This window comes from Nocardia sp. NPDC003979, from assembly GCF_053605015.1.
In genome coordinates, this window is record NZ_JBSGIJ010000034.1 from 17218 (window position 1) to 39921 (window position 22704).

At 69.2% G+C, this 22704-nt stretch carries 18 protein-coding genes; 11 read left to right on the plus strand and 7 right to left on the minus strand.

Translation table 11 applies throughout. The features are described 5' to 3' along the window. Positions 1 to 350: 350 nt before the first annotated feature. The 3 genes from ACWEVR_RS32905 to ACWEVR_RS32915 all read left to right on the plus strand — a co-directional run bounded on the left by ACWEVR_RS32905 (position 351) and on the right by ACWEVR_RS32915 (position 5475). Entirely contained in the window at positions 351 to 2309 is a 1959-nt protein-coding gene (locus ACWEVR_RS32905; protein WP_452470119.1) for a hypothetical protein, read from the plus strand. Positions 2310 to 2396: 87 nt separating this feature from the next. Then, entirely contained in the window at positions 2397 to 4148 is a 1752-nt protein-coding gene (treZ, locus tag ACWEVR_RS32910; protein WP_452470105.1) for a malto-oligosyltrehalose trehalohydrolase, read from the plus strand. Positions 4149 to 4224: 76 nt separating this feature from the next. Next, complete coding sequence (locus ACWEVR_RS32915) at positions 4225 to 5475, plus strand: serine hydrolase domain-containing protein (protein WP_452470106.1); 1251 nt, start codon at positions 4225 to 4227, stop codon at positions 5473 to 5475. A 19-nt stretch (positions 5476 to 5494) separates the two neighbouring features. On the opposite strand, the gene ACWEVR_RS32920 is transcribed toward ACWEVR_RS32915, so the two are convergent. Continuing rightward, positions 5495 to 6961, minus strand: coding sequence for an MFS transporter (locus tag ACWEVR_RS32920; RefSeq protein ID WP_452470107.1), 1467 nt, complete (start codon positions 6959 to 6961; stop codon positions 5495 to 5497). Positions 6962 to 7104: 143 nt separating this feature from the next. Between ACWEVR_RS32920 and ACWEVR_RS32925 the strand changes: the two genes are divergently transcribed. Next, positions 7105 to 7701 (plus strand): TetR/AcrR family transcriptional regulator, encoded by a 597-nt coding sequence (locus ACWEVR_RS32925; protein WP_067642799.1) that lies wholly within the window; start codon positions 7105 to 7107, stop codon positions 7699 to 7701. A gap of 9 nt (positions 7702 to 7710) precedes the next feature. On the opposite strand, the gene ilvA is transcribed toward ACWEVR_RS32925, so the two are convergent. Next, the gene (gene ilvA / locus ACWEVR_RS32930) at positions 7711 to 9063 is read right to left on the minus strand and encodes a threonine ammonia-lyase IlvA (protein WP_452470108.1); all 1353 of its coding nucleotides are present in this window, start codon (positions 9061 to 9063) and stop codon (positions 7711 to 7713) included. Between the two features lie 49 nt (positions 9064 to 9112). Next, complete coding sequence (locus tag ACWEVR_RS32935; RefSeq protein WP_452470109.1) at positions 9113 to 9547, minus strand: nitroreductase family deazaflavin-dependent oxidoreductase; 435 nt, start codon at positions 9545 to 9547, stop codon at positions 9113 to 9115. A 97-nt stretch (positions 9548 to 9644) separates the two neighbouring features. Here ACWEVR_RS32935 and ACWEVR_RS32940 point away from each other — a divergent pair, with 97 nt between their 5' ends. After that, positions 9645 to 9860, plus strand: a complete 216-nt coding sequence (locus ACWEVR_RS32940; protein ID WP_452470110.1) for a hypothetical protein — start codon at positions 9645 to 9647, stop codon at positions 9858 to 9860. 4 nt (positions 9861 to 9864) lie between these two features. Here ACWEVR_RS32940 and ACWEVR_RS32945 read toward each other — a convergent pair whose 3' ends face one another. After that, positions 9865 to 12729, minus strand: coding sequence for an AAA family ATPase (locus tag ACWEVR_RS32945; RefSeq protein ID WP_452470111.1), 2865 nt, complete (start codon positions 12727 to 12729; stop codon positions 9865 to 9867). A gap of 157 nt (positions 12730 to 12886) precedes the next feature. Here ACWEVR_RS32945 and ACWEVR_RS32950 point away from each other — a divergent pair, with 157 nt between their 5' ends. Together ACWEVR_RS32950 and ACWEVR_RS32955 are read left to right on the plus strand one after the other, a co-directional pair. Beyond that, positions 12887 to 13243: a nuclear transport factor 2 family protein gene (locus ACWEVR_RS32950; protein WP_084457462.1), complete on the plus strand. Its 357-nt coding sequence runs from the start codon at positions 12887 to 12889 to the stop codon at positions 13241 to 13243. 27 nt (positions 13244 to 13270) lie between these two features. After that, positions 13271 to 13687: a hypothetical protein gene (locus tag ACWEVR_RS32955; RefSeq protein ID WP_452470112.1), complete on the plus strand. Its 417-nt coding sequence runs from the start codon at positions 13271 to 13273 to the stop codon at positions 13685 to 13687. A gap of 36 nt (positions 13688 to 13723) precedes the next feature. On the opposite strand, the gene treY is transcribed toward ACWEVR_RS32955, so the two are convergent. From treY to ACWEVR_RS32970, 3 genes are read right to left on the minus strand one after another with little or no spacing between them, the layout of a single operon-like run. Continuing rightward, positions 13724 to 16144 (minus strand): malto-oligosyltrehalose synthase, encoded by a 2421-nt coding sequence (treY, locus tag ACWEVR_RS32960; protein WP_452470113.1) that lies wholly within the window; start codon positions 16142 to 16144, stop codon positions 13724 to 13726. A gap of 7 nt (positions 16145 to 16151) precedes the next feature. Continuing rightward, positions 16152 to 18272, minus strand: a complete 2121-nt coding sequence (gene glgX, locus ACWEVR_RS32965) for a glycogen debranching protein GlgX (RefSeq protein ID WP_452470114.1) — start codon at positions 18270 to 18272, stop codon at positions 16152 to 16154. A 57-nt stretch (positions 18273 to 18329) separates the two neighbouring features. Next, complete coding sequence (locus ACWEVR_RS32970) at positions 18330 to 18866, minus strand: cupin domain-containing protein (RefSeq protein WP_452470120.1); 537 nt, start codon at positions 18864 to 18866, stop codon at positions 18330 to 18332. A 28-nt stretch (positions 18867 to 18894) separates the two neighbouring features. Between ACWEVR_RS32970 and ACWEVR_RS32975 the strand changes: the two genes are divergently transcribed. The 4 genes from ACWEVR_RS32975 to bioD all read left to right on the plus strand — a co-directional run bounded on the left by ACWEVR_RS32975 (position 18895) and on the right by bioD (position 22613). Next, complete coding sequence (locus ACWEVR_RS32975) at positions 18895 to 19341, plus strand: MarR family winged helix-turn-helix transcriptional regulator (RefSeq protein WP_452470115.1); 447 nt, start codon at positions 18895 to 18897, stop codon at positions 19339 to 19341. A gap of 59 nt (positions 19342 to 19400) precedes the next feature. Then, entirely contained in the window at positions 19401 to 20678 is a 1278-nt protein-coding gene (locus ACWEVR_RS32980; RefSeq protein ID WP_452470116.1) for an adenosylmethionine--8-amino-7-oxononanoate transaminase, read from the plus strand. 35 nt (positions 20679 to 20713) lie between these two features. Then, positions 20714 to 21865, plus strand: a complete 1152-nt coding sequence (locus tag ACWEVR_RS32985) for an 8-amino-7-oxononanoate synthase (protein ID WP_452470117.1) — start codon at positions 20714 to 20716, stop codon at positions 21863 to 21865. 73 nt (positions 21866 to 21938) lie between these two features. After that, complete coding sequence (gene bioD, locus ACWEVR_RS32990; RefSeq protein ID WP_452470118.1) at positions 21939 to 22613, plus strand: dethiobiotin synthase; 675 nt, start codon at positions 21939 to 21941, stop codon at positions 22611 to 22613. Positions 22614 to 22704 lie beyond the last annotated feature (91 nt).

Genomic DNA, 22704 nt, shown 5'->3' on the forward strand with positions numbered 1-22704 from the left:
TCGTCGTCTCGTCCGAGGAGACGAGATGCCCCACCGGGTCATGGCGAAGGACTACGCGAATGCGGTCGGCGCCCGGGCCCGGACAGGCTGAACCGTCGATCGTGCACTCCCGGCTTCGATTTCGACCTCACAGCCATAACGGATGCGGCAGTGCAGTTCCTCGACGCGGTCCACATGCTCCATGAAGACCAACCGCTCCGCTTCACCGCGGTGCGCGGTACCCCTGAGAGGACGGCTGATCGCCCGATCAGGAGACCTACCGAACTTCCGGACGCTGGTTGGTGCCGACACCCAGGCCCCGGCGGGGTGATGGCCGGACAGGGGCGGACGGGCTAGCGTCGAGAGGCGTGATGTCTGTGACGCTGCTCGACTCGCCCCTGTCGACCGCATCGTCCGCTCGACAGATGTGGTCACGGTTGCCTGCCCGTGGGGTGGTCGGCGTGGCCGCCGCGTTGATCATCGCCCAGCTGGTGCTGCGGGGCTGGGTGGCATTCTCCGGGTTCTTCTACTGGGACGATTTCATCCTCATCGGACAGGTGAGCAGGCACTCCCTGTGGTCGGCGGAGTTGTTGCTGACCAGCCACGACGGGCACGTGATGCCGTTGGCGATCGCGTTGACCTGGCTGGTGACGACGGTGGCGCCGCTGAGCTGGCCCGTTGCGGCGGCGGTGCTCGTCGGGTTGCAGCTGCTCGCCTCGCTCGCGGTGCTGCGGCTGCTCGTCGTGCTGATGGGGTGGCGGGCGCGGCTGCTCGGTCCGTTGCTGTTCTACCTGACCGTGCCCTTGACCGTGCCCGCGTTCGCCTGGTGGGCGGCGGCGGTGAACTCCCTGCCGTTGCAGATCGCGCTGGCCTGGGTGAGCGCAGATGCCGTCATGCTGGCGCGAACTGGTAGGCGTCGGTACGCGGTATCGGGTGCCTTCGTCTTCGCCGTGGCTTTGCTGTCCTTCGAGAAGTCGATCGTCGTGCTTCCGGTGGCGTGCGCGGTGGTCGCGTTGTCGGCGCATGTCGCGGGGCGGCCCTGGCGCGATGCGGTTCGTCGCGGGGGAGCACTCTGGGTGGCGGGCGGCGCCGTTCTGCTCGCCTGGGCCGCTGTGTTCCTGCTGGTCATCCAGCGCCCGCGCGGGCTGACCGGGCCCGAAGATCCCGGCGCACTGCTCAGCCGGGCGTTGTCGGACGGACTGGTCCCCGCCCTGTTCGGTGGTCCGTGGCGCTGGGAACGGTGGCAACCGGCCACGCCCTGGGCCGACCCGCCCGGCCTAACCGTGCTCATCTGCTGGCTACTGCTGATCCTGTTGGCCGCGTGGACAATTCGCTCACGGGCGCGGGTGACTGCGGTCTGGCTGTGTGCTGCGGGATACGCCGTCGGGACCATCGCTCCGGTGATCGTGCTGCGCGACGGGCCCGGCACCGCCGCCCTGCTGCTCCAGTCCATGCGCTACTTCGCCGACTTCGCCGTGATCGCCACGGTCGCCCTCGCACTGATTCTGCAGGTGCGGCGTTCCGCTGCCACCCAGGAGGATTCGTCACCCGACCGCCGCGGGCCCTACAGGGCGGACGCTCGTCCACGCCTGCCGCGTAGCAGTTTCCGATTCAGGACCGGCTCGGTCGATGGCGTCCAGCCGCGCGAACGTCGCCGACCGCGAACCGGCCCGATACGCATCCCGAGAGATCTGCCCACCTCGACGCTTTTCGCGATACCTGTCCTATTCCTGCTGAGCAGCGTCATCTCCACGATCACCTTCACCCGATCGTGGGAACCGAGCCCGGCGCGCACCTACATCACCGGCGTGCGCGCGGCCCTCCCCGCGGCGGCGGACGCCCCGCTGCTGCCGCAAGAAGTCCCCTGGAATGTCTTGAACCCGTTGGCTTTCCCCCAGAACATGACCGACCACGTGCTCGCTCCGATCGCCACGTCGACTACCTTCGCCGCAGCCACCCCGAGGCTGCGGATGATCACCGACACCGGCGAGATCGTCGACGCGCACGTCTGGTGGAACCGCGCCATCACCCCCGGTCCGGAACCACAATGCGGCCACCGCGTGCGCGGAAGTACGTCGATCCCTTTGGACGGCCCCATGCAGATCCGCGACTGGACCGCCCAGATCAACTACTTCGCCGACCGCGACGGCCGGATCGCGGTGTCCTTCGACGGCGACACCGAAACCGTCGCCGACGTGCGAAAGGGCCTGAACACGGTGTATGTCCGACTGCTCGGCGGCGGGGACGCCCTGCGCATCCGGCCGCTCGAGCTCGAACAGTCGCTGTGTATAGGCGTAGGCCCGGTCGGCGTCGCCGCTTTCGCCCGATGACCAGACGCAAACGCTGGCACCAGGCACCGCGACCGACCGGCAATCGTTGCCCGGGCGTGCCGCCGCACTCCGTGCGATGCTGACGGTATGAGGCAGTTTCGGGTGTGGGCGCCGGAGGCGAGCGCGATGCGACTGCAACTCGAGGGGGTGGTCCACCCCATGCGCCGCAACGGCGGCGGCTGGTGGTCGGTCCGGGCCGACGCCGACCAGGGCGCGGAGTACGGCTTCCTCATCGACGACGACCCGACGGTGCTGCCCGACCCGCGCTCACCGCGTCAGCCCAACGGTGTGCACGCCCTGTCCGCCGTCCATGACCTCGACACCTCCGTCTGGACTGATCGGTCCTGGACCGGCAGGCAACTGGCCGGCTCGGTGTTCTACGAACTGCACATCGGCACCTTCACCCCGGACGGCACCTTCGACGCCGCGATCGAACGCCTCGACCACCTGGTCGAACTCGGCGTCACCACCGTGGAACTCATGCCGGTGAACGCCTTCGACGGCACCCACAACTGGGGTTACGACGGTGTGCTCTGGTACGCGGTGCAGGAAACCTACGGCGGTCCCGACGGCCTGCAACGTTTCGTCGACGCCTGCCACGCCCGAGGTCTCGCGGTCTGCCTCGACGTGGTGTACAACCATCTCGGACCCTCCGGCAACTATCTCCCACGCTTCGGGCCCTACCTCACCACCGGCCGCAACACCTGGGGCCAGAGCGTGAACCTGGACGGCCCCGGCTCCGATGCCGTGCGCCGCCACATCATCGACAACGCCCTGCGCTGGTTGCGCGATTTCCACATCGACGCCCTGCGTCTCGATGCCGTCCACGCCCTCGTCGACCACACCGCCACCCACCTGCTCGAAGAACTGGTCGTCGAAACCGCCGCGCTCTCAGCACATCTGGGCCGCCCGCTCACCCTCATCGCTGAAAGCGACCTCAACGACCCACGCCTGATCACCCCGCGCGCGGCAGGCGGCTACGGTCTGACCGGTCAGTGGAACGACGACCTCCACCACGCCGTGCACACCGCGGTCTCCGGCGAAAGACAGGGCTACTACGCCGATTTCGGCTCCCTGGCCTGTCTGGCGCAAACCCTCACCCACGGGTTCTTCCACGCCGCAACCTATTCCAGCTTCCGTGGCCGAACCCACGGCATCCCGATCCGCCGCGACCTGATCCCCGGCAGCGCCCTGCTCGGCTACACCTGCAACCACGACCAGATCGGCAACCGCGCCGTCGGTGACCGTCCCAGCGACTACCTCACCCCCGGCCAACTGGCGGTGAAAGCGGCTCTGGTGCTGCTGTCCGCGAGTACGCCGATGCTGTTCATGGGCGAGGAATGGGGCGCGCGCACCCCGTTCCAGTTCTTCACCTCCCACACCGACCCCGTCATCGGCGCCGCGATCGCCGACGGCCGCCGCGCGGAGTTCGCCGCACACGGCTGGGCCACCGAGGATGTCCCCGATCCCCAGGACCCCGCCACCTTCACTCGCTCGAAACTCGACTGGACCGAACGCGGCCGCGAACCGCACACTCGGCTACTGGCCTGCTATCGCGCCCTGCTCGCCCTGCGCAAGTCGAGACCCGAGTTCGGTGATCCCTGGCTGGAACGGGTCTGGGCCGACTACGACGAGAGCGCCCGCTGGTTCGTGCTGCGACGCGGCCGGATCTCGGTGGTCTGCAACCTGTCCGAGGACGAGGCGGTGATCCCGGTGTACGGCCGGGTGCTGCTGGCGTGGGCACCGGCGACAGAAAACGAAGGGGGAACTCTTGTTTCGGGTCACAGTTTCGTCGTGCTCGAAGAAGGGGAGGGCACGGGGACCGTGGTCACCGACTGATCTCAGGCGGCCACAGCTCGGCCACGGTGCGCGGGAGATCGTTGCCGAAGCGACATAACGGTCGTACGGTTGAGCAATGAGCAACGAGGCTTACGGGCAGGACAGTGCTGCCCTTCCGACCGGTGTGGGCGGTTATGCGCCGGCCGGTTTCGGTCCGCTGGTGCGCGCTTTCGCCGCCCTGATCGGACATCGGCGCGACGCGGGCGGCGCCATCGCGATCTACCGGCACGGCGAACCCCTGGCACACCTGTGGACCGGCAGCGCGGGCGACCAGCCCTGGTCGGCGAACACCGGTTCGATCGTCTTCTCGGCGACCAAGGGTGTCACCGCCACCGTCATCCACCGTCTCGCCGACCGCGGGCTCCTGGATTACCAGGCCCCGGTCGCCGAGTACTGGCCTCGCTTCGCCGCGCACGGCAAGGGCGCGATCACCGTGGCCGACGTGCTCACCCACCGTTCCGGGCTGTCGTCGCTGTCCCCGATCGCCGACAGCGCCCAGGAACTGCTCGACCACGAGCTGATGGAAGACCGGCTGGCCATGGCCAAGCCCGACCGGCTGCTCGGCGTCCCGACCTACCACGCGCTCACCTACGGCTGGCTGCTGGCGGGTATCGCGCGCTCGGTCACCGGTCGCAGCATGAGCGACCTCATCCGCACCGAGGTCACCGACCCGCTCGGTGTCGAGGGCTTCCACCTCGGCCGTCCGGCGGCGGGTTCGTCGACCGAGTACGCCCGCCTCGCGGGTACCCACCTGCGCCTGGCCGGGCACCCGGTGGCCGCGGGTTTCCTCAACCGCGTGGGCTTCCGCATCCCCGGCGCGCTCGGTGCGGCGGCGCGCTGCCTGTATCTGACCGGCCTCAACGGCATTCTCGACGGTGAGGACCCGCCGATTCTCGACACCGAGATGCCCGCGGGCAACGGCGTCGCCACCGCTGCCGGACTCGCCCAGCTCTACGCGGGCCTGGCCGACGGCGTCACCCTCGACGGGTCACCCTTCCTGCGCCCCGAAACGCACAAGCTCATCCGGCGCGTGCAGACCTACCGTCTCGACCACGCCCTGTTCTACATGCCGATGATGTGGCATCTGGGTTACCACTCGATGCCGGCGCCCGGTGCGCACACGGCCTTCGGTCACATCGGTCTCGGTGGGTCGTTCGGCTGGGTCGACCCGCGCTCGGGCTTGTCGGTCGGCTTCGTCCACAACCGCCTCGACCAGGCGCTGCTGGCCTACGACCAGTTCGCCATGGGCTGGCTGCTGCCGTTGGTGATGTCGGGCGTGCGCGCCACCCGCGACCGCGGGCAGCGCATCGACCGGGCCGCCGCCTAGTCGCCGCCGCCCTTGCCGGTTACTCGGCGAGGGCGCCGGCGAGGTCCGATTCCCGGTCCTCGCGTACGGATGTGCCGGCCGGTGGCTTGCTCTGCGGGATGAACACCGCGACCACAGCCGCCAGCGCGATGGCGCCCGCGGCCAGCCAGAACGCGGTGGTGAAGCCCGAATCCGCGGGCAGCGCCGTCCCGGCGACGACACTGCCCGCCAGCACGGTGGCCGCGACCTGCGACCCGATCGATGACCCCACCGACCGGATCAGCGCGTTGACGCCGGTGCTCTCGGCGGTCTTCTCGGCGGGCACCGCCGACATGATCAGATTCGGCATGGCCGCCATCCCGAGGCCGATGCCGACGAACGTCACGACCGTGAACCCGATGACAGCTGCCTGGGAGCTGTGCGACAAGGCCAGCGCCGCGAAGCCCGCGGCGGCGGTGAGCGCGCCGAGGACCAGCGGAACAGCGGCGCGGACCCGACCGACGAGACGCCCGGCGACGACCGCGGCCGCAAGCATGGCGATCGAACCGGGGATCATCAGCAGACCCGATCCGGTGGCGTCCATGCCGAAGCCGTACTCGCCGGTGTCCGGGGTCTGGGCGAGCTGGGGGATGAGCGAGAACACCGCGAACATGCCCGCGCCGAACAGCAGCATGGCGCTATTGGTGATCAGCACCGTCGGACGCCGCAGCACGTGCATGTCGATCAGCGGTTCGCTGATGCGGGTCTCGAAGGCGACGAAACCGATCAGGACCACCAGGCCGCCGAGGATGAGGGCGAGGGTGCGCGCATCGGTCCAGCCCCACGTCGAGCCGCGGCTCAGCGCGAGCAGCGGCATGGTGAGGCCGATGCTGAGCAGCGCGATGCCTGCGAAGTCGATCCGCGTAGGCGTCGGGATCGACCGCTCCGGCACCCGCAGCACGCCGACCAGCGCGATCGCCGACATGATCGCGCCCGACCAGAAGACCCACTGCCAGGACAGGTGATCGATCAGCAGGCCACCGATGAGCAAGCCGCCGCCCGCGCCGATCCCGGCCAGCGCCGAGATGAGACCCAGTGCGCCGCCGCGCTTCTCGGCCGGAAACGTGTCGCCGATGATGCCGTAGCACAGCGGAAAGATGCCGCCGCCCGCTCCCTGGACGACCCTCGCGGCCACGAGCACCCAGATCGAGGGTGCCAACGCCGCGGCCACGCTGCCGAGCGCGAAAAGGCCGAGCGCGATGACGAGCAGCTTCTTCTTGCCGTACATGTCACCGAGGCGGCCGAAGACCGGGGTGAGGATCGCGGCCGAGATCAGGTAGGCGGTGAGCACCCATCCGACATCTGCCGTGCTCGCGTGCAGTTCGTGGCCCAGGATCATGATGCCGGGCACGATCGCGGTCTGGGCGAGCGCGAACGCGGCGGCGGCCAGGGCGAGGAACACGAGATTGGTGCCGAGTCCCCCCGAGTCGCGCGGGGCTTCGGACTCTCGGGTCGTCTGATCGATCATGGGGAGCTCACGCCTCCGTGTGGTTCCGCGCAGTAAGTGGACCTTGCGGTCCGTATCGAGGACTATACTGGACCCTGGAGTCCGTTTATTGAAGAGGGTGAGGCTGTGACTGCCATGACCGCCCGATTCGGCACAATCGCAGGGTGACTGCTCCCGAGTGCGACCCGACGACCGACCACGACGTCGACTGGTCCACCAAGCGATCCGATGCCAGGCGCAATCACGAGCGCGTGGTGGCGGCGGCCGTCGAAGTGTTCGCCGAACACGGCATCGAGGCCACGATTCCGCAGGTCGCCGCCCGTGCGGGCGTCGGCAAGGCGACCGTGTACCGCAGCTTCCCGACCAAGGACGCGCTGGTGCAGGCGGTGGCGCAGTATCAGCGCGCCTGGTTCTACCGCCGCGGTCTCGCCGCTCTGGATCAGCTGAACGCCGGCGGTGACCCGTTGACGATCCTGCGCGACCTGCTCGCCGAAACCGTCGAACGCCTCGCCAACGACCGGGCCCTCGCCGAAGCCCTGCCCGAGACCGAGAAGCCGTCGCCCGCGCGGGGCGAGGAATCGTTGGAGTCGATCATCCTCGCGGGCCAGCGGCAAGGGGTGATCCGCGAGGATGTCACGGCCCGGCACGTGCGCGTACTGCTCGGCGGCGTCGCGGGCAGTCTTTTCCGCCAGCAGGAACGCGACCCCGAGCAGTGGCGGATCTACGGCGAGCTGATCTTCAACGCCGTGAAGAAAGCCTGACCGGGCTCACTAGGTGAGGTAGCGGTACGCAGGCGAGCCCGGCTCCAGGCGTTCCGCCTGGATCGGCGACTCCTCGATGCGGTGCAGCAGCGAGGCCAGGTCGTCGGTGGCGCCGAGCTCGATGCCGACCAGTGCCGCCCCGGTCTCGCGGTTGTTGCGCTTGACGTACTCGAACATGGTGATGTCGTCGTCGGGCCCGAGGACGTCGTCGAGGAAGCGGCGCAGCGCACCCGGTTCCTGTGGGAAGTCCACCAGGAAGTAGTGCTTGAGCCCGCGGTGTACCAGGGACCGTTCGATGATCTCGCCGTAGCGCGACACATCGTTGTTCCCGCCCGACACCAGCACCACCACGGTGGAGCCCGGGTCGATGTCGATCTCGGCCAGCGCCGCCGTCGCGAGCGCGCCCGCGGGCTCGGCGATGATGCCCTCGTTCTGATACAGGTCGAGCATCGCCGTGCAGATGGCGCCCTCGTCGACCTGCATCATCCGGAAAGACGCTGTGCCGGTGGGGGATTCGGTGGTGGTGAGCAGCGGGAGCGAGGCGTGCGACACCACCCGGCCACCGAACGACGCCGCCGCCTGATAGGGCAGGTCACCGATGCGGCGCACGGCGGCGCCGTCGACGAACGGGTCGATCTCGGGCAGAGTCACCGGACCGCTCGCCACCAGCGCCGCCGTCATCGAGGCCGCGCCCGCGGGCTCCACACCGAGCAGACCGGCGCCCGGTGCACGCTCACGCAGGTAGGTGCCGATGCCGGCGAGACAGCCGCCGCCGCCGACCGGCACGACGACGAGATCCGGTGCGGTACCGAGTTGTTCGAGGAATTCGGCGGCGATGGTGCCCTGGCCCGCCGCGGTGCGCGGGTCGTCGAACGGGGGAACCATGGTCGCGCCCGTGCGGGCCACGTCGTCGGCGGCGGCCGCGGCGGCCGCGTCGTAGGTCTCGCCGACCGCGATCAGTTCGACGAACTCGCCGCCGTGCACGCGGATGCGGTCACGCTTCTGCTTCGGGGTGGTCGTCGGGACGTAGATGCGTCCGCGCACGCCCATCGCCTGACAGGCGAAGGCCACGCCCTGCGCGTGGTTGCCCGCGCTGGCCGCGACCACACCGGCGGCGCGTTCGGCGTCGGTGAGCTGCACCATCAGGTTGTAGGCGCCGCGCAGCTTGTAGGAGCGCACGGCGGTGAGGTCTTCGCGCTTGAGATACACCTGCGCGCCGGTGCTCGCCGACAGGCGGGGGCTGTACTGCAGGGGTGTCGGCTCGATGATGTCGGAAATTCGCTGCGCGGCCGCATCGATCTCGTCCGCGGTGAGCGGCGGACGGGTCAGGGCAACTTCGGCGACGTCAACGGTGGAGGACACCCGACAATGCTACCGAGGCAGCCACGGGTGTCCGGCGTCGGCGGGTCGGTCAGCGGGGCGTCAGCACGAAGACCGGAATCTCGCGGTCGGTCTTCTTCTGATATTCGGCGTAATCGGGCCAGACCTGCACCGCGCGGTCCCACCACAGCGACTTCTCCTCGCCGAAGACCTCGCGGGCGGTGTAGTCCTTGTTGACTGTGCCGTCGCGCAGCTCGACGTGCGGTTCGGCCTTGATGTTGTAGTACCAGACGGGGTGTTTCGGCGCGCCGCCCAGCGAGGCGACGACGGCGTACTCGCCGTCGTGCTCGACGCGCATCAGTGGCGTCTTGCGCAGCTTGCCGGTCTTGGCGCCCTTGGTGGTGAGCAGGATGACCGGTTTGCCTTGCAACGAGGTGCCCTCGGCACCGCCGGAGGTCTCATAGGCCTCCGCCTGTTCGCGCGCCCAATCGGAAGTGCTCGGTGCGTACTCTCCTGTCAGTGGCATGACCAGCACAACGACGGTTCCGCCTGTGATGTTCCCGACCTCACCCGAAGGCGAGATTTCGGTGGACCGAACTCTTGTTTGCGCCTATCCTGTGTGCATGGCAGTGGTGACCCCATCGACAGCATCCGCGACGGTCGACGTCGCCGGCGTCGCGTGGCCGGTCTACAAGCTCGAGGCGTTGGTCGCCGGGCTCGTGGTCGCCGCGCTGCTCCTGCTCGTCGTCGGATCGCCGCAGGTCGCCGTGCTCGCCGCCGCATCGGTCGCGGCCCTTCGCTGGGTCGTCGGTGCCGCGGGCACACCTTCCCGCAGCTGACCGGTCACCCGAGGTCGAGCGCGCTCAGTTCGCCACGCGACACCACACCCAGTTTCGGGTATGCCTTGTACAGGTGATGCCCGACCGTGCGATGACTCAAGAACAACCGCGCGGCGATCTCCCGGTTCGACAGTCCTTGCGCGGCCAACCGTACGATCTGTGATTCCTGTGGGGTGAGCAGGCTCAACGGTCCGTCGTCGGCCCGGGCGGTTGCCCCCACGCCCAGAGCGCTCAACTCGGTTCGTGTTCGTTCGAGCCAGGGCGTGGCACCGAGCCGATCGAAGACGTCGGCACATTGCTCGAGCTGCGTGCGCGCATCGACCTTGCGCTTGTCCCGGCGGAGCCATTCGCCGTAGAGGAGGCGGGTCCTGGCCTCCTCGAAAGGCCGGTTGCCGACGAGGGCGGTGCGGAAATGCGGTTCGGGATCCTCGGCCAGCAGCGCCCGTCCACGTGCCGCCAAAGCGGCGATCCACTGCTGCTCGGCACGCTCCGACCACTCGATGAGCCTGGTCAGGGCTTCGTTCGCCCGGTCGGTGGCGCCGAGGCGGACGGCGACTTCGATCTGATCCGGCAGCGTGCGCAGGCCGATCACGTGGTGACGCGCGGGTTCGATCGTCATGTGTTCGAGTTCGGCCTGCGCCCGGTCGAGCTTGCCGTCGCCGAGCGCGAGCAGTCCCCGAGCCGCATGGGCCCAGGACGCCCCGACCGCCGTCGGCCCGCCGAGTTGATCGGCTACCGCCTGCTCCGCCTCGGCGTGGCAGCGCTGCTCGTCACCGTGCAGCGCCGCCAGGTAGGCGAGGAAGGCATGCAGCTGGCTGACCCACTGCGCCTGCCCGATATCACGGGCGATCCCCAGCCCTTCCTCGGCGGCGACCCGGCTCTCCCGTGGCCGCCCACCGAACAGCTGGCATTCGGCACGGAAGAACAGCAGCGGCGCGAGCAGGGCGATGCGCCCCTGCTCCCGGCACTCGGCGATGAGTTCGGCGGCCACCTCGTCGACCTGGTCGTCCTGTCCGACAACGAGCCCACTACCGCACAGCTGCACCAGGTCGGCGGGGTTGTCGGCGCCTGCGGCGCGCGCGGCGTCGACGACGGCACGCAGGTCGGTGGTGCGCCTGCCCGACACCGAACCGGTCAGATAGCGCGCGATCGGAGTGGCCGGGTCGTCCTCCGCCAACCGCAACGTCGTCAGGAACCCGGCCACCTCGTCGAGCTCGGCGGGACCGAGATACCAGGCGGTGTGCACCGCCCTGGCGAGGATGCGGGCGGCGGTTCCCGGATCGCCCGTGCGCGCCGCACGGGCCGCGGACATGAAGCGCCGATGCGCGGAACCCGGTGTGCCCGAACCGAACTCGGCTTGCGCCCGCACAAGCTCGAGCCGCTGTTCGTACTCGCCACCACCGGCAAGGGCGGCCGCGCGCTCGGCCAGCCGCGCAGCCTGCTCGGTGAGCCCGGCCTCGGTAGCCGTCTCGGCGGCCAGTACCAGCCGCCGCACCCGAGCCGCACTGTCGACGCTCAGCGCCGCCGCCCGCTCGTACGCCGCGACCGCCCCGTGAAAGCCATTGCGTCGACGCGCCCGATCGGCGGTGTTCTCCAACGCGGCGGCGGTCTCCTCGTCGGGCCCAGTTGCCGCGCAAGCCGAATGCCAGGCCCGCAGATCGGCGTCGTTGTCGTCGAAAACTGCCCGAGTGCCGAACCCGATCGAACCTTCGGCACCGTTCTCCGAGTCGTCGGGGCCGGTCGTCGAGCAGTCGGCATCGATCACCGAATCGTCGGTGGCACTCATCGAGCTGGTGGCACCGGTACCGCCCGGCCCAGTGGGTCGAGACGCCGCGGCGTGCACCGCCGGGGGCGGATAGGCCGGCGGTGCGTAAGCGGCGGCGAGTGCGCGGTGGGCGGCGAGTCGCTGGGTCAATGCCGCACCCTGGTAGACCGCCGAGCGCAGTAGCGGGTGGCGCCAGGTGAGTCGTCCGCTGTCGAGGTCGATCATGTCCGCGTCCTGCGCCGGTTGCAGGTCCGGCAGTCCCGCACCGAGGGTGGCGGCGGCCTGCAACACTCGCCCGATATCCGCCGTGCCCGCCGCGGCGGCGACCAGGAGGACGGTGCGGGTGGCGGGCGGAAGCTTCGTAATGCGGCTGTGGAAGGCCAGTTGCAGGCGCTGAGTCAGGGGAAGCGGGTTCGCCGTATCCACATCGCTGTCGCCGACGACCGATGGAAGTTCCAGCAGGGCAAGGGGATTGCCGCCGGATTCGGCGAGCAGACGGTAGCGGGTGGCCGGTGACAACCGCGTCGTGCCCGCATCGAGTAGTGCGGCGGCGGCCTCGAGCGGCAGACCGGTCAAGCTGAGCTCAGCCAGACCGGGTGCCGGGAAGTCATCGGGACCGGTGCGGGCCGCGAACAACATCACCACCCCCTCGGCATCGAGCCGGCGGGCGGCGAACAGCAAGGCGTCTGCGGTGGCCTGGTCCAGCCAGTGCCCGTCGTCGACGATGCACAGCAGCGGGCCGTCGGCGGCTTCCTCGGCCAACAGCGTCAGCACCGCGAGGCCGATGAGCATCCGGTCGGCCGGTGCGTGCTCGCCGAGGCCGAAGGCCGCCTCGAGCGCGTCGCGCTGGCGGGGTGGCAACTGCCCGACCAGTTCCATGCCCGGTTTCACCAGCAGATGCAGTGCGGCGAAGGGCAATTCGGCCTCGGATTCGATACCCGCGCTTCGTACCGTCGGAAGGCCCTGTGCCGCAGCGTAATCCAGCAACGCGGACTTTCCGATACCCGCCTCGCCGCGGATCACGAGGGCCGCGCTGCGCCCGGCACGCGCACCGGCGAGCAGGTCGTCGAGCATGGCCTGTTCGGCGTCGCGTCCGTGCAGCATGTGCTCAACCGTATCGCCGTACCGGCGATGACAGTAGCCGCGTCGCGAAAGTACCTATAGGCGACTGATTCGCCGACCCCCACTCGACCCATAACGTTGGTGTCATCGCAGAAACAACGAGCGAAACACCAGCTCAGAGACTATTTCGGAGGTCGAGATGAACACCGTCGTCGCACAGTACCTGGAAGCCTGGAACACTCGCGAGCCCGGCGCCCGCCGCTCCGCCGTCGCCCGGCTGTTCACCCCGCAGGTCGGCTACGTCGACCCGATGGTCGCGGTGAACGGACACGCCGAACTCGAAGCCGCCATCGCCGGCGTGCAGACCCAGTTCCCCGACTGGACCTTCCGGCTGGCCGGCCCGGTCGACGCCCACCACGACCAGGTCCGCTTCACCTGGGGGCTCGGCCCCGCCGACGGTGACGCCGTGGTGATCGGCTTCGACGTCGCCGTCCTCGTCGACGGCCGCATCGACCGCGTTTACGGCTTCCTCGACCACGTTCCCGCCGCCGCCTGAACCCCTTCACACACCAGGAGATCCGCCATGACCACCGCCACCCGCCCCGGCCGCCTGTCCGCCCTGCTCACCTCCGGTGAGAACCTGCTCCGCCTGTCGCTGCGCACCGACGCCGTCGTCACCGGCGCCAACGGCATCGCCTACCTCGCCCTCGCGGGCCCGCTCGAGCGGCTCCTCGGCCTCGACACCACCGCGAGCCTGGCGATCGGCGCCTTCCTCACCGCCTACGGCCTGGCCGTCGCCATCATCGGTGCCAGGTCGCCGATCAACCGGACCGCCGCGGCCGGTGTCGCGATCGGCAACGCCGCCTGGGTGCTCGCCAGCCTCGCCGCGGTCGTCACCGGCGCCCTGAACCTGACGACGGTCGGCGCCGTGTGGGCCGTGATGCAGGCGATGACGGTCGGCGCCTTCGCCGCCCTGCAATACCTGGGCCTTCGACGCTGAACCGGACGCGGGATCGCCGAGGCGGTCCCGCGTTTCTCAGCGCACCAGCAGCGCGACCGGCAACCGGGTGAACAACGTGTCAAGCCGCACGGTGCCCGCATAGGTGTTGCCGGTCAACCTGTCGGTCCAGGTGCCTTCGGGCAGGGGCAGGGTGGTGTCGGTCCACCCCGTCGCGGCCAACCCGACCGAATGCCGGGTGGCCGCGACGATCACCTCGGGCGCCTCCCCGGCGGGCCCGCGCCCATAGGCGACGAGCCGGTGCGCGTGCTCACCGACCGCGTAGAACGGCCGGTACATCCCGCCGACGAAGCATTCCGGCCGTTCCCGCCGCAACCACAGCGCATAGGCGACCACCCACATCTTCGCCGCCCCCGTGGTGTCAAGAGTCGGTGTGTCGGTGAGGGATTGGAGCATCCCCGCCCGCACCGCGAAGTTCACCGGCCGCCGGTTGTCCGGGTCGACCAGCGAGTCCTCCCACACCTCGGTGCCCTGATAGATGTCCGGAATCCCCGGCGCGCACAGCTGCAGCAGCTTCTGCGACACCGCGTCCGACCAGGCATGCGGTGCCAGCTCGTGGGCCAGATCACCGATCCCGGTGCCGACCGGCCCGTCGATCACCGCGTCGAGCCAGGCGTGCACCGCCGACTCGAACTGCGCGTCGGGTTCCTCCCACGACGTCTTGGTCCCCGCCTCCCGGATCGACTTCTCCGCGAACAGATGCAACCGGTCACGCAGCCCCGGCACCGACGACGCGGGCCGCCCGTCGGCAGGCCACACCCCGAACATGTTCTGCAGCAAGAACAGTGCCGTCGCGCCGTCGGGCGCCGGGGTGGTTTCGAGCCAGCCGCGCACCCGCTCCGACCAGAGCTCGGCCACCTGCGAGAGCACACCGATCCGGGCGCGCACATCCTCGCCGCGCTTGGTGTCGTGCGTCGACAGCGCGGTCATGGTCGCCGGCCAGCGCTGCGAGCGCTCACTGTTGGACAGGTGGAAATCGTTGACCGAGTGGCCGAAGCGCGCCGGGTTCCCACCCACCTCCTGCAGCGACACCAGCCGCGCACCCTGATAGAACATGGTGTCCTCCACCGCTTTCGCAGTGATGGCCCCGCACACCTGGTTGAACCGCGTCGCCGCCTCCCCGCCCACGGCCAGCGCCGTCACCAGCACCGACAGCGGCGCCGTGAGCTCGGCATTGCGCTTCTCCACCTCCGCGACCACCGCCGCGGTCATCCCGGCCAGCGGCGCGTAATCCACACGGTACACGGGCATGAACGCCAGCACCTCGATGGTCGCGTTGCTCACGGCGAGGGTGTCGAAACTGCCCGCGTTGCCGTCGCGTTTGATCGCGGCGACCAGCCGCCGGATCTCCGGGGCCAGAATGGTTTCGGCGACCGCCCGTTTGATCCGGTGCTCGGTCTCACCGAACCAGGCGCGATCGCTGCCGTGTCCGGCCACCTGTTGTGACAGCTCGGTGAGCGCGGGTTCACCAGCCGGATCGATGAGTACCCCGCCCACGTCGGCCAGTGCGTCGTAACCCGTGGTGCCGTCGATCGGCAGGGTGGCGTCGAGCGGTTCACGATTGGCCAGGATCTTCTCGACCAGCAGCAACCGCTTGGGCCCGATCAGACGACGCAATCGCGTGAGATACGCACTCGGATAGGCCAATCCGTCCGGATGGTCCACCCGGACACCGTCGATCAGGTCGTGTTCGCACCAGGCGGCCAGCTCCCGGTGCGTCGTCTCGAACACCTCCGGGTCCTCCTGGCGGACGGCGGCCAGGCTGTTCACCGCGAAGAACCGTCGATAGGTGCACACCCCGGCCTTCCAGCTCACCAGCCGGTAGTGCTGACGGTCGTGGATGCGCAGCGCGTTGTCACCGTCGGTGCCGGGCGCGATCGGGAACCGCAGATCGTGCAGCGCGAGCATGGGTTCGGGACCGGACCGGTCGACGGTGAGCGCGGCCGGGTCGTTCTCGTTCTGCAGCACCGGCAGCGCCAGCCGCCCACCCGCACCGTTGCTCGGACTCCAGTCGATGTCGAAGTACTTGGCGTACGGCGACTTCCGGCCCAGCCGCAGCACATCCCACCACCACGGATTCTGCTGCGGATCGCCGACTCCCACGTGGTTGGGCACCAGATCGACGATCAAACCCATTCCGCGACTGCGCACCTCGTCCGACAGTGCCTTGAGTCCGGCAGGCCCGCCGAGTGCGGTCGACACCGTGGTCGGGTCGGTGACGTCGTACCCGTGCGTCGACCCGTGCGCGGCGGTCAGGATCGGGGACAGGTACAGATGCGAAATTCCCAGCTGCTGCAGGTATTCGGCAATCGCCCGGGCATCGCCGAAGGTGAGCGCGTCGGGACGCAACTGGAGGCGGTAGGTGCTGCGCACCGTGCTCGGGCGGATCGGCGCGCGGTGCAGCCGGGTCAGGGGATCGGTCACGTAGGTCTCGGTCATCGTCTCGCTAGGCGGTTCGGCGCAATACGAGCAGGCAGCGGCTGGGCACGGGCAGCACCGTCGCCGCCGCGTGAACGGCTTCGGCGGCACCGGTGGGGGTCGAACAATCAAGGGCGAGCGCCCATTCGGCGCCGAACTCCGGCCCGGGCAGCACGAAATCGAGCGCATCGTCGTGCGCATTGAAGCACAGCAGGAACGAGTCGTCGCTGATCCGTTCCCCGCGCGGGCCGGGCTCGGGAATGCCGTCGCCGTCGAGCAGCACGGCGAGGGATTTGCCGAATCCGCTGTGCCAGTCGTCGGTGGTCATCTCCGCCCCGGCGGGCGTGAACCAGGCGATCTCGCGGCGATGTCCCTCGCCGTCGGCCGGACCGGGGGCGAGGAAGCGGCGGCGCCGGAAGATCGGATGCTCGGTACGCAACGCGATCACCGAGCGGGTGAATTCGAGCAGGTCCGCGTTCTGCTGCGCCAGCGACCAATCCATCCACGCCAGCGGCGAGTCCTGGCAGTACACATTGTTGTTGCCGAGCTGGGTGCGGCCCATCTCGTCACCGTGGGCCAGCATCGGGGTGCCCTGGCTCAGGATCAGCGTGGCCAGCAGATTGCGCTGCTGACGCGCCCGCAGTGCCTCCACTTCAGGGTCGTCGGTCGGGCCTTCGACACCGCAGTTCCACGAGCGGTTGTGGCTTTCGCCGTCGCGGTTGCCCTCACCGTTGGCCTCGTTGTGTTTCTCGTTGTAGGACACCAGGTCCCGCAAAGTGAACCCGTCGTGCGCGGTGACGAAGTTGATGCTCGCGCCGGGCCGTCGCCCGGTCGGCTCGTACAGATCCGACGACCCGGTGAGCCGCGAGGCGAACTCACCCAGTGTCGCCGGTTCACCACGCCAATAGTCGCGCACCGTGTCGCGGTACTTGCCGTTCCATTCGGTCCACAAGCTGGGGAAGTTGCCCACCTGGTAGCCACCCTCGCCCACGTCCCACGGCTCGGCGATGAGCTTCACCTGACTCACCACCGGATCCTGGTGCACCAGGTCGAAGAACGCGGAAAGCCGGTCCACATCGTGCAATTCGCGTGCCAGCGTGGCGGCGAGGTCGAAGCGGAAACCGTCGACGTGCATATCGAGGATCCAGTAGCGCAGCGAATCCATGATGAGCTGCAGGGTGTGCGGATGACGCACATTGAGACTGTTGCCGGTCCCGGTGAAATCCTTGTAGTGCTCGGGGTTGTCGTCGTCGAGCCGGTAGTAGGCGGCATTGTCGATACCGCGCAGGCTCAGGATCGGCCCCAGATGATTGCCCTCGCCGGTGTGGTTGTAGACCACGTCGAGAATCACCTCGATGCCCTCGGCATGCATCGCCCGCACCATCGCCTTGAACTCGGCGACCGCGGCGTCACCGGTGCGGCGGGAGGCGTACTCGTTGTGCGGGGCCAGATACCCGATGCTGTTGTAGCCCCAGTAGTTTCGCAGTCCCTGATCGGTGAGCACGTGATCGTGGAAGAACTGGTGCACCGGCATCAGCTCGATCGCCGTGACACCGAGCGCTTTCAGATGCCCGATGATCGCCGGATGCGCCAGGCCGGCATAGGTGCCGCGGAGTTCGTCGGGGATGTCGGGGTGCGTCATGGTCATGCCCTTGACGTGCGCCTCGTAGATCACCGTCTCGTGGTACGGCCGATTCGGCGGCCGGTCGTTGCCCCAATCGAAGAAGGGGTTGATGACCACCCCGGTCATGGTGTGGCCCAGCGAATCCAGGCCGTAGGTGTAGAGCGAGGGATCGTTGACGAACTCGCCGTCGAAGGCCTTGCCGTAAGGGTCGAGCAGCAGTTTGCCCGGATCGCAGCGCAGCCCGAGTTCGGGCTCGTAGGGCCCGTGGACGCGGAATCCATAGCGCTGACCGGGAACGACCGAGGGTAGGTAGGCGTGCCAGACGTACCCGTCCACCTCGTCCAGATCCACCCGCGTCTCGGACCCGTCCTCGCCGATCAGGCACAGCTCCACCCGGGTGGCCACCTCGGAGAACACCGAGAAGTTCGTGCCCCCGCCGTCGTAGGTGGCGCCGAGCGGGTAGGCCGTGCCCGGCCACACGCTCAGCGGTGTCACCTCACCGGTTCGGTCGTTGGGGCTCGACATGCTACGACAGTAGAGGAATCCGCGTGCTGACCGCGCGTGCTCGCGCTGGGTGCTGCGTCACCCCGCCCTCAACCGCCGCGCGTAGCCCGTGCGCCGGGCCAGGGCGGCGAGCCCGCCGAAAACCCACCGTTGCAGCAGCGCGGGCGGACCGGCCAGGTAGCCGTCCTGGTACTCCCACAGCAGCGCGAGCGCCAACGGATTGCGGGGCAATCGCTGCTCGGTGGTCTTGTTCGCGTTGTCCAGCCCACTCCAGAACTCGAACATCTCCCAGTGCCGCAGCGGCGGCCGGATCACGTGGTCCATCACCGTGCCCTCGGCCTCGTTCCAGAATTCGTGCACCGCACGCGGCGGTGCGGTGACGGTGTCGCCCGGTCCGGCGACGATGTCGGCGCCACCGATGCGGAAGCGCACCTGCCCGCTGCGGATCGTCCACGTCTCGCTGATCTCGGGATGCCAGTGCGGGCCCGCCTGCCTGCCGGTGCGCGGCAGCTCGTGTTCGAGCCGGAGATAGGCGCCGTGCTCGTCGGCGCCGCGGTCGACGAGCGTGACCCGGTGCCCGTTGCGGAAGGTGAGGACGGTGCCGGTGCGTGCCATATCCAAGATATAAAGGTAACCTTCCTATATGTCAAGGTCTACGCTGCTGAAACTCCTGGTCCAGGCCACCGATGCCTACGAACGGGAGCTCGACAACGCCCTGCGCACAAGCCTCGGTACCGAACTGCGGCCCGCGCACTACGCGGTCTTCCGCTATCTGGCGCCGAACGGCTCGCGGGTGACCGCCCTGGCCGAGTCGGCCGGGATGACCCAGCAGTCGATGGGGGAGCTGGTGACCCACCTCGAACGCTGTGGTTACGTCGAGCGCATCGCTGATCCCGCCGACAAACGCGCACGTCTGATCGTGCCGACGGCGAAAGGCCGCGATGCCCTTGCCGTGGCCGCGCGGGAGATCCGGCGCATCGAGGCTGCCGTCGCCGGCGAGCTGGGCGCCGACGCGCTCGGCGATGTCCGCGTGGCCCTGGCCCGGATTCCCGATGCGGTCGCGAGTCTGTCCGCCGTCGGCGACAGGTGATAACTTGAACAGCGTTCAAGGCCGTCGCAGGCGGCACCGGGCAACGACGAGGACACGCTGTGGACCTGACCCCCGAGCAGATCACCACCCTGGACGCCGACCATGTCTGGCATCCCTACGGCGGCTTCCCGGCTACCACCGAACCGCTGGTGGTGACGAGCGCGGCGGGCACTCGGCTCACCCTGGCCGACGGCCGTGAACTCGTCGACGGAATGAGCTCCTGGTGGGCGGCCGTGCACGGCTACCGGCACCCCGTGCTCGACGAAGCTCTCTTCGCGCAGTCGCAGCGGATGAGTCACGTGATGTTCGGTGGGCTCACCCACGAACCGGCCGCCCGCCTCGCGCAGCTACTCGTCGAGATCACTCCCGCCGGCCTGGACAAGGTGTTCCTCTGCGACTCCGGCTCGGTCTCGGTGGAAGTGGCCGCGAAGATGTGCCTGCAGTACTGGCGGGCGCTCGGCCGTCCGGCCAAGAACCGCCTGCTGACCTGGCGCGGCGGCTACCACGGCGACACCTTCACGCCGATGAGCGTCTGCGATCCCGAGGGCGGCATGCATGCGCTGTGGACCGATGTCCTCACCGATCAGGTCTTCGTGCCCGCTCCGCCTCGCGAATTCACCCAGGACTACGTCGCCGAACTCGAACACGCGATCCACACTCATCGCGACGAGGTGGCCGCCGTCATCGTCGAGCCCGTCGTGCAGGGCGCGGGCGGTATGCGCTGGCATGATCCGCGCTACCTCACCGAGCTGCGGCGCATCTGCGACGCCAACGATGTGCTGCTCGTCTTCGACGAGATCGCCACGGGTTTCGGCCGCACCGGCGCGCTCTTCGCCGCCGACCACGCCGGGGTGGCCCCGGACGTCATGTGCGTGGGCAAGGCGCTGACCGGTGGCTATCTCACCCTCGCCGCCGCGCTGTGCACCACCCGCATCGCCGAAACCATCAGCGCCGCGCACGGCGGCCTGATGCACGGACCGACCTTCATGGGCAACCCACTGGCATGCGCGGTCGCGGTCGCGTCGATCGAATTGCTGCGCTCGCGTGATTGGCGCGGTGAGGTCGCCCGGATCGACAGCGAGCTGCGCGAAGGTCTCGCGCCGATCGCCGAGCTGCCGGGGGTCGTCGACGTGCGTGTGCTCGGGGCCATCGGCGTCGTCGAACTCGCCGAACCCGTCGACATGCGCGCAGCCACCGACGCCGCGGTCGACGCGGGTGCCTGGCTGCGTCCTTTCCGTAATCTCGTCTACACCATGCCGCCGTTCATCAGCAGCTCCGCCGATATCGCCACCATCACCGGCGCCGTGCACGCGGCCGTGAAAGCCTCGATCCGATGACCAGGCTGAACAGTGTTCAAGTATCCTCCTCAGCTGTGACTACGGATCCGTTGAGCTGGCTGGACGAACGCGCCACGGCGCGCACCGCCGCCGGGCTGCGCAGGCACCTGCGCGTGCGCGAACCCGAGCAGGCGAGCATCGACCTCGCCTCCAACGACTACCTCGGGCTGGTACGTCACCCGGAAGTGGTCGAGGGCGCCGTCGCCGCGGTCCGCCGCTGGGGCACGGGCTCCACCGGTTCGCGGCTGGTCACCGGAACCACCGCCGAACACGAGCTCCTGGAAACCGAACTGGCCGAATTCGTCGGCGCCGAAACGGGATTGGTCTTCGCCTCCGGTTACGCCGCCAACCTGGGTGTGGTGACCGCCCTGGCCGGGCGCGACAGCTTCATCGTCTCCGACGCGGGCAGCCACGCCTCGCTCGTCGATGCGTGCAGGCTCTCCCGTGCCCGGATCGCCGTCGCGCCGCACCGCGATGTCGCCGCCGTCGACCGGCTGCTGGCCGAACGCGTCGAGGAGCGGGCGCTCGTCCTCACCGACTCGGTCTTCAGTGCCGACGGCGACCTCGCACCGCTGGCCGACCTGCACCGGGTCGCGCGGGCCAATGGCGCGGTCCTCGTCGTCGACGAAGCCCACGGGCTCGGCGTCCGAGGTGCGGGCGGCAGGGGATTGGTGCACGAACTGGGCTTGGCGGGTCAACCCGACCTCGTCATCACCGCCACTCTGTCGAAGGCGTTCGCCGCCCAGGGCGGAGTCGTACTCGCCGACAACAGGATTCGTGCCCACCTCATCGATGCCGCCCGCACGTTCATCTTCGATACCGGCCTGGCACCCGCTGCCGTCGGCGCCGCCCGCGCGGCCCTGTCGCTGCTGCGCCGCGACGCGGCCATGGCCACCCGTGTCCTGGACCGCGCGGCGGACATCGCCCGAATCGCGGGTGTGCCCGAACCGACCTCGGCCGTGGTCTCGGTGATTCTCGGAGACGCCCAACGCGCCTTCGACGCCGCACAGGCGTGCCGAGCGCGTGGGCTCGAAGTCGGCTGCTTCCGTCCGCCGTCGGTCCCCGAGGGAACCTCGCGCCTGCGACTCACCGCCCGAGCCGATCTCACCGCCGCCGAGCTGGACACCATCGCCGAGGTGCTCGGCGAAGTCCTGGCCGAGGCACGTGGGGACGCGCTGGTCGTCTGACGCGCTCGCCCGCCCGAACCTGGGCAGGAACGGAACGGATCGGTGATGAACCGAGGATTGGTGAGGTAGCGAGATGGGTGTTCTTCTGATCAGCGGCACGTCGACCGATGTCGGCAAGACCGTGGCCACGGCCGCGCTGGCCGCCGCCGCGTCGGCCGAGGGCCGGACGGTCGCGGTGTGTAAACCAGCCCAGACCGGCATCGCGCCCGGTGAACCCGGCGACCTCGCCGATGTCACCCGCCTGACCGGCGTCACCCGCACCCTCGAGCTGGCCCGCTACCCCGAACCGCTCGCTCCCGACACCGCCGCCCGCCGGGCAGGCATGCCCATGCTGACGCTCGCGGAGACGGTCGCGGGTATCGAGACGCTCACCGACGCCGACCTGGTGCTTGTCGAAGGGGCGGGCGGGCTGCTGGTCCGGATGGGGGAGTTCACCCTGCTCGACCTCGCCGAGAAGCTCGGCGCCCCCGTTCTGGTGGTCGCTGCCGCCGGCCTCGGCACCCTCAATCACAGCGAACTCACCACAAGAACCCTTGCTGCCGCGGGCGTGCGCTGCGCCGGGCTCGTCATCGGCGCCTGGCCCGATGAACCCGACCTCGCTTCCGAATGCAACCGCGACGATCTGCCCCGGATCACCGGAACACCGTTGCTCGGTGCCATACCCGCAGGGGTGGGGCAGTGGGACCGCGACCGGTTCACCGGTGCGGCTCCGGGCTGGTTCGACCAAGATCTGAAAAACCTGCTCTGACCAGCCGATTTGACTTCGTGTTTGGCGGCACGTAACTTAGTTCGAGTCAGAGCGACACGGACACCGACTCAGCCCCGCTGAGACACGAGGT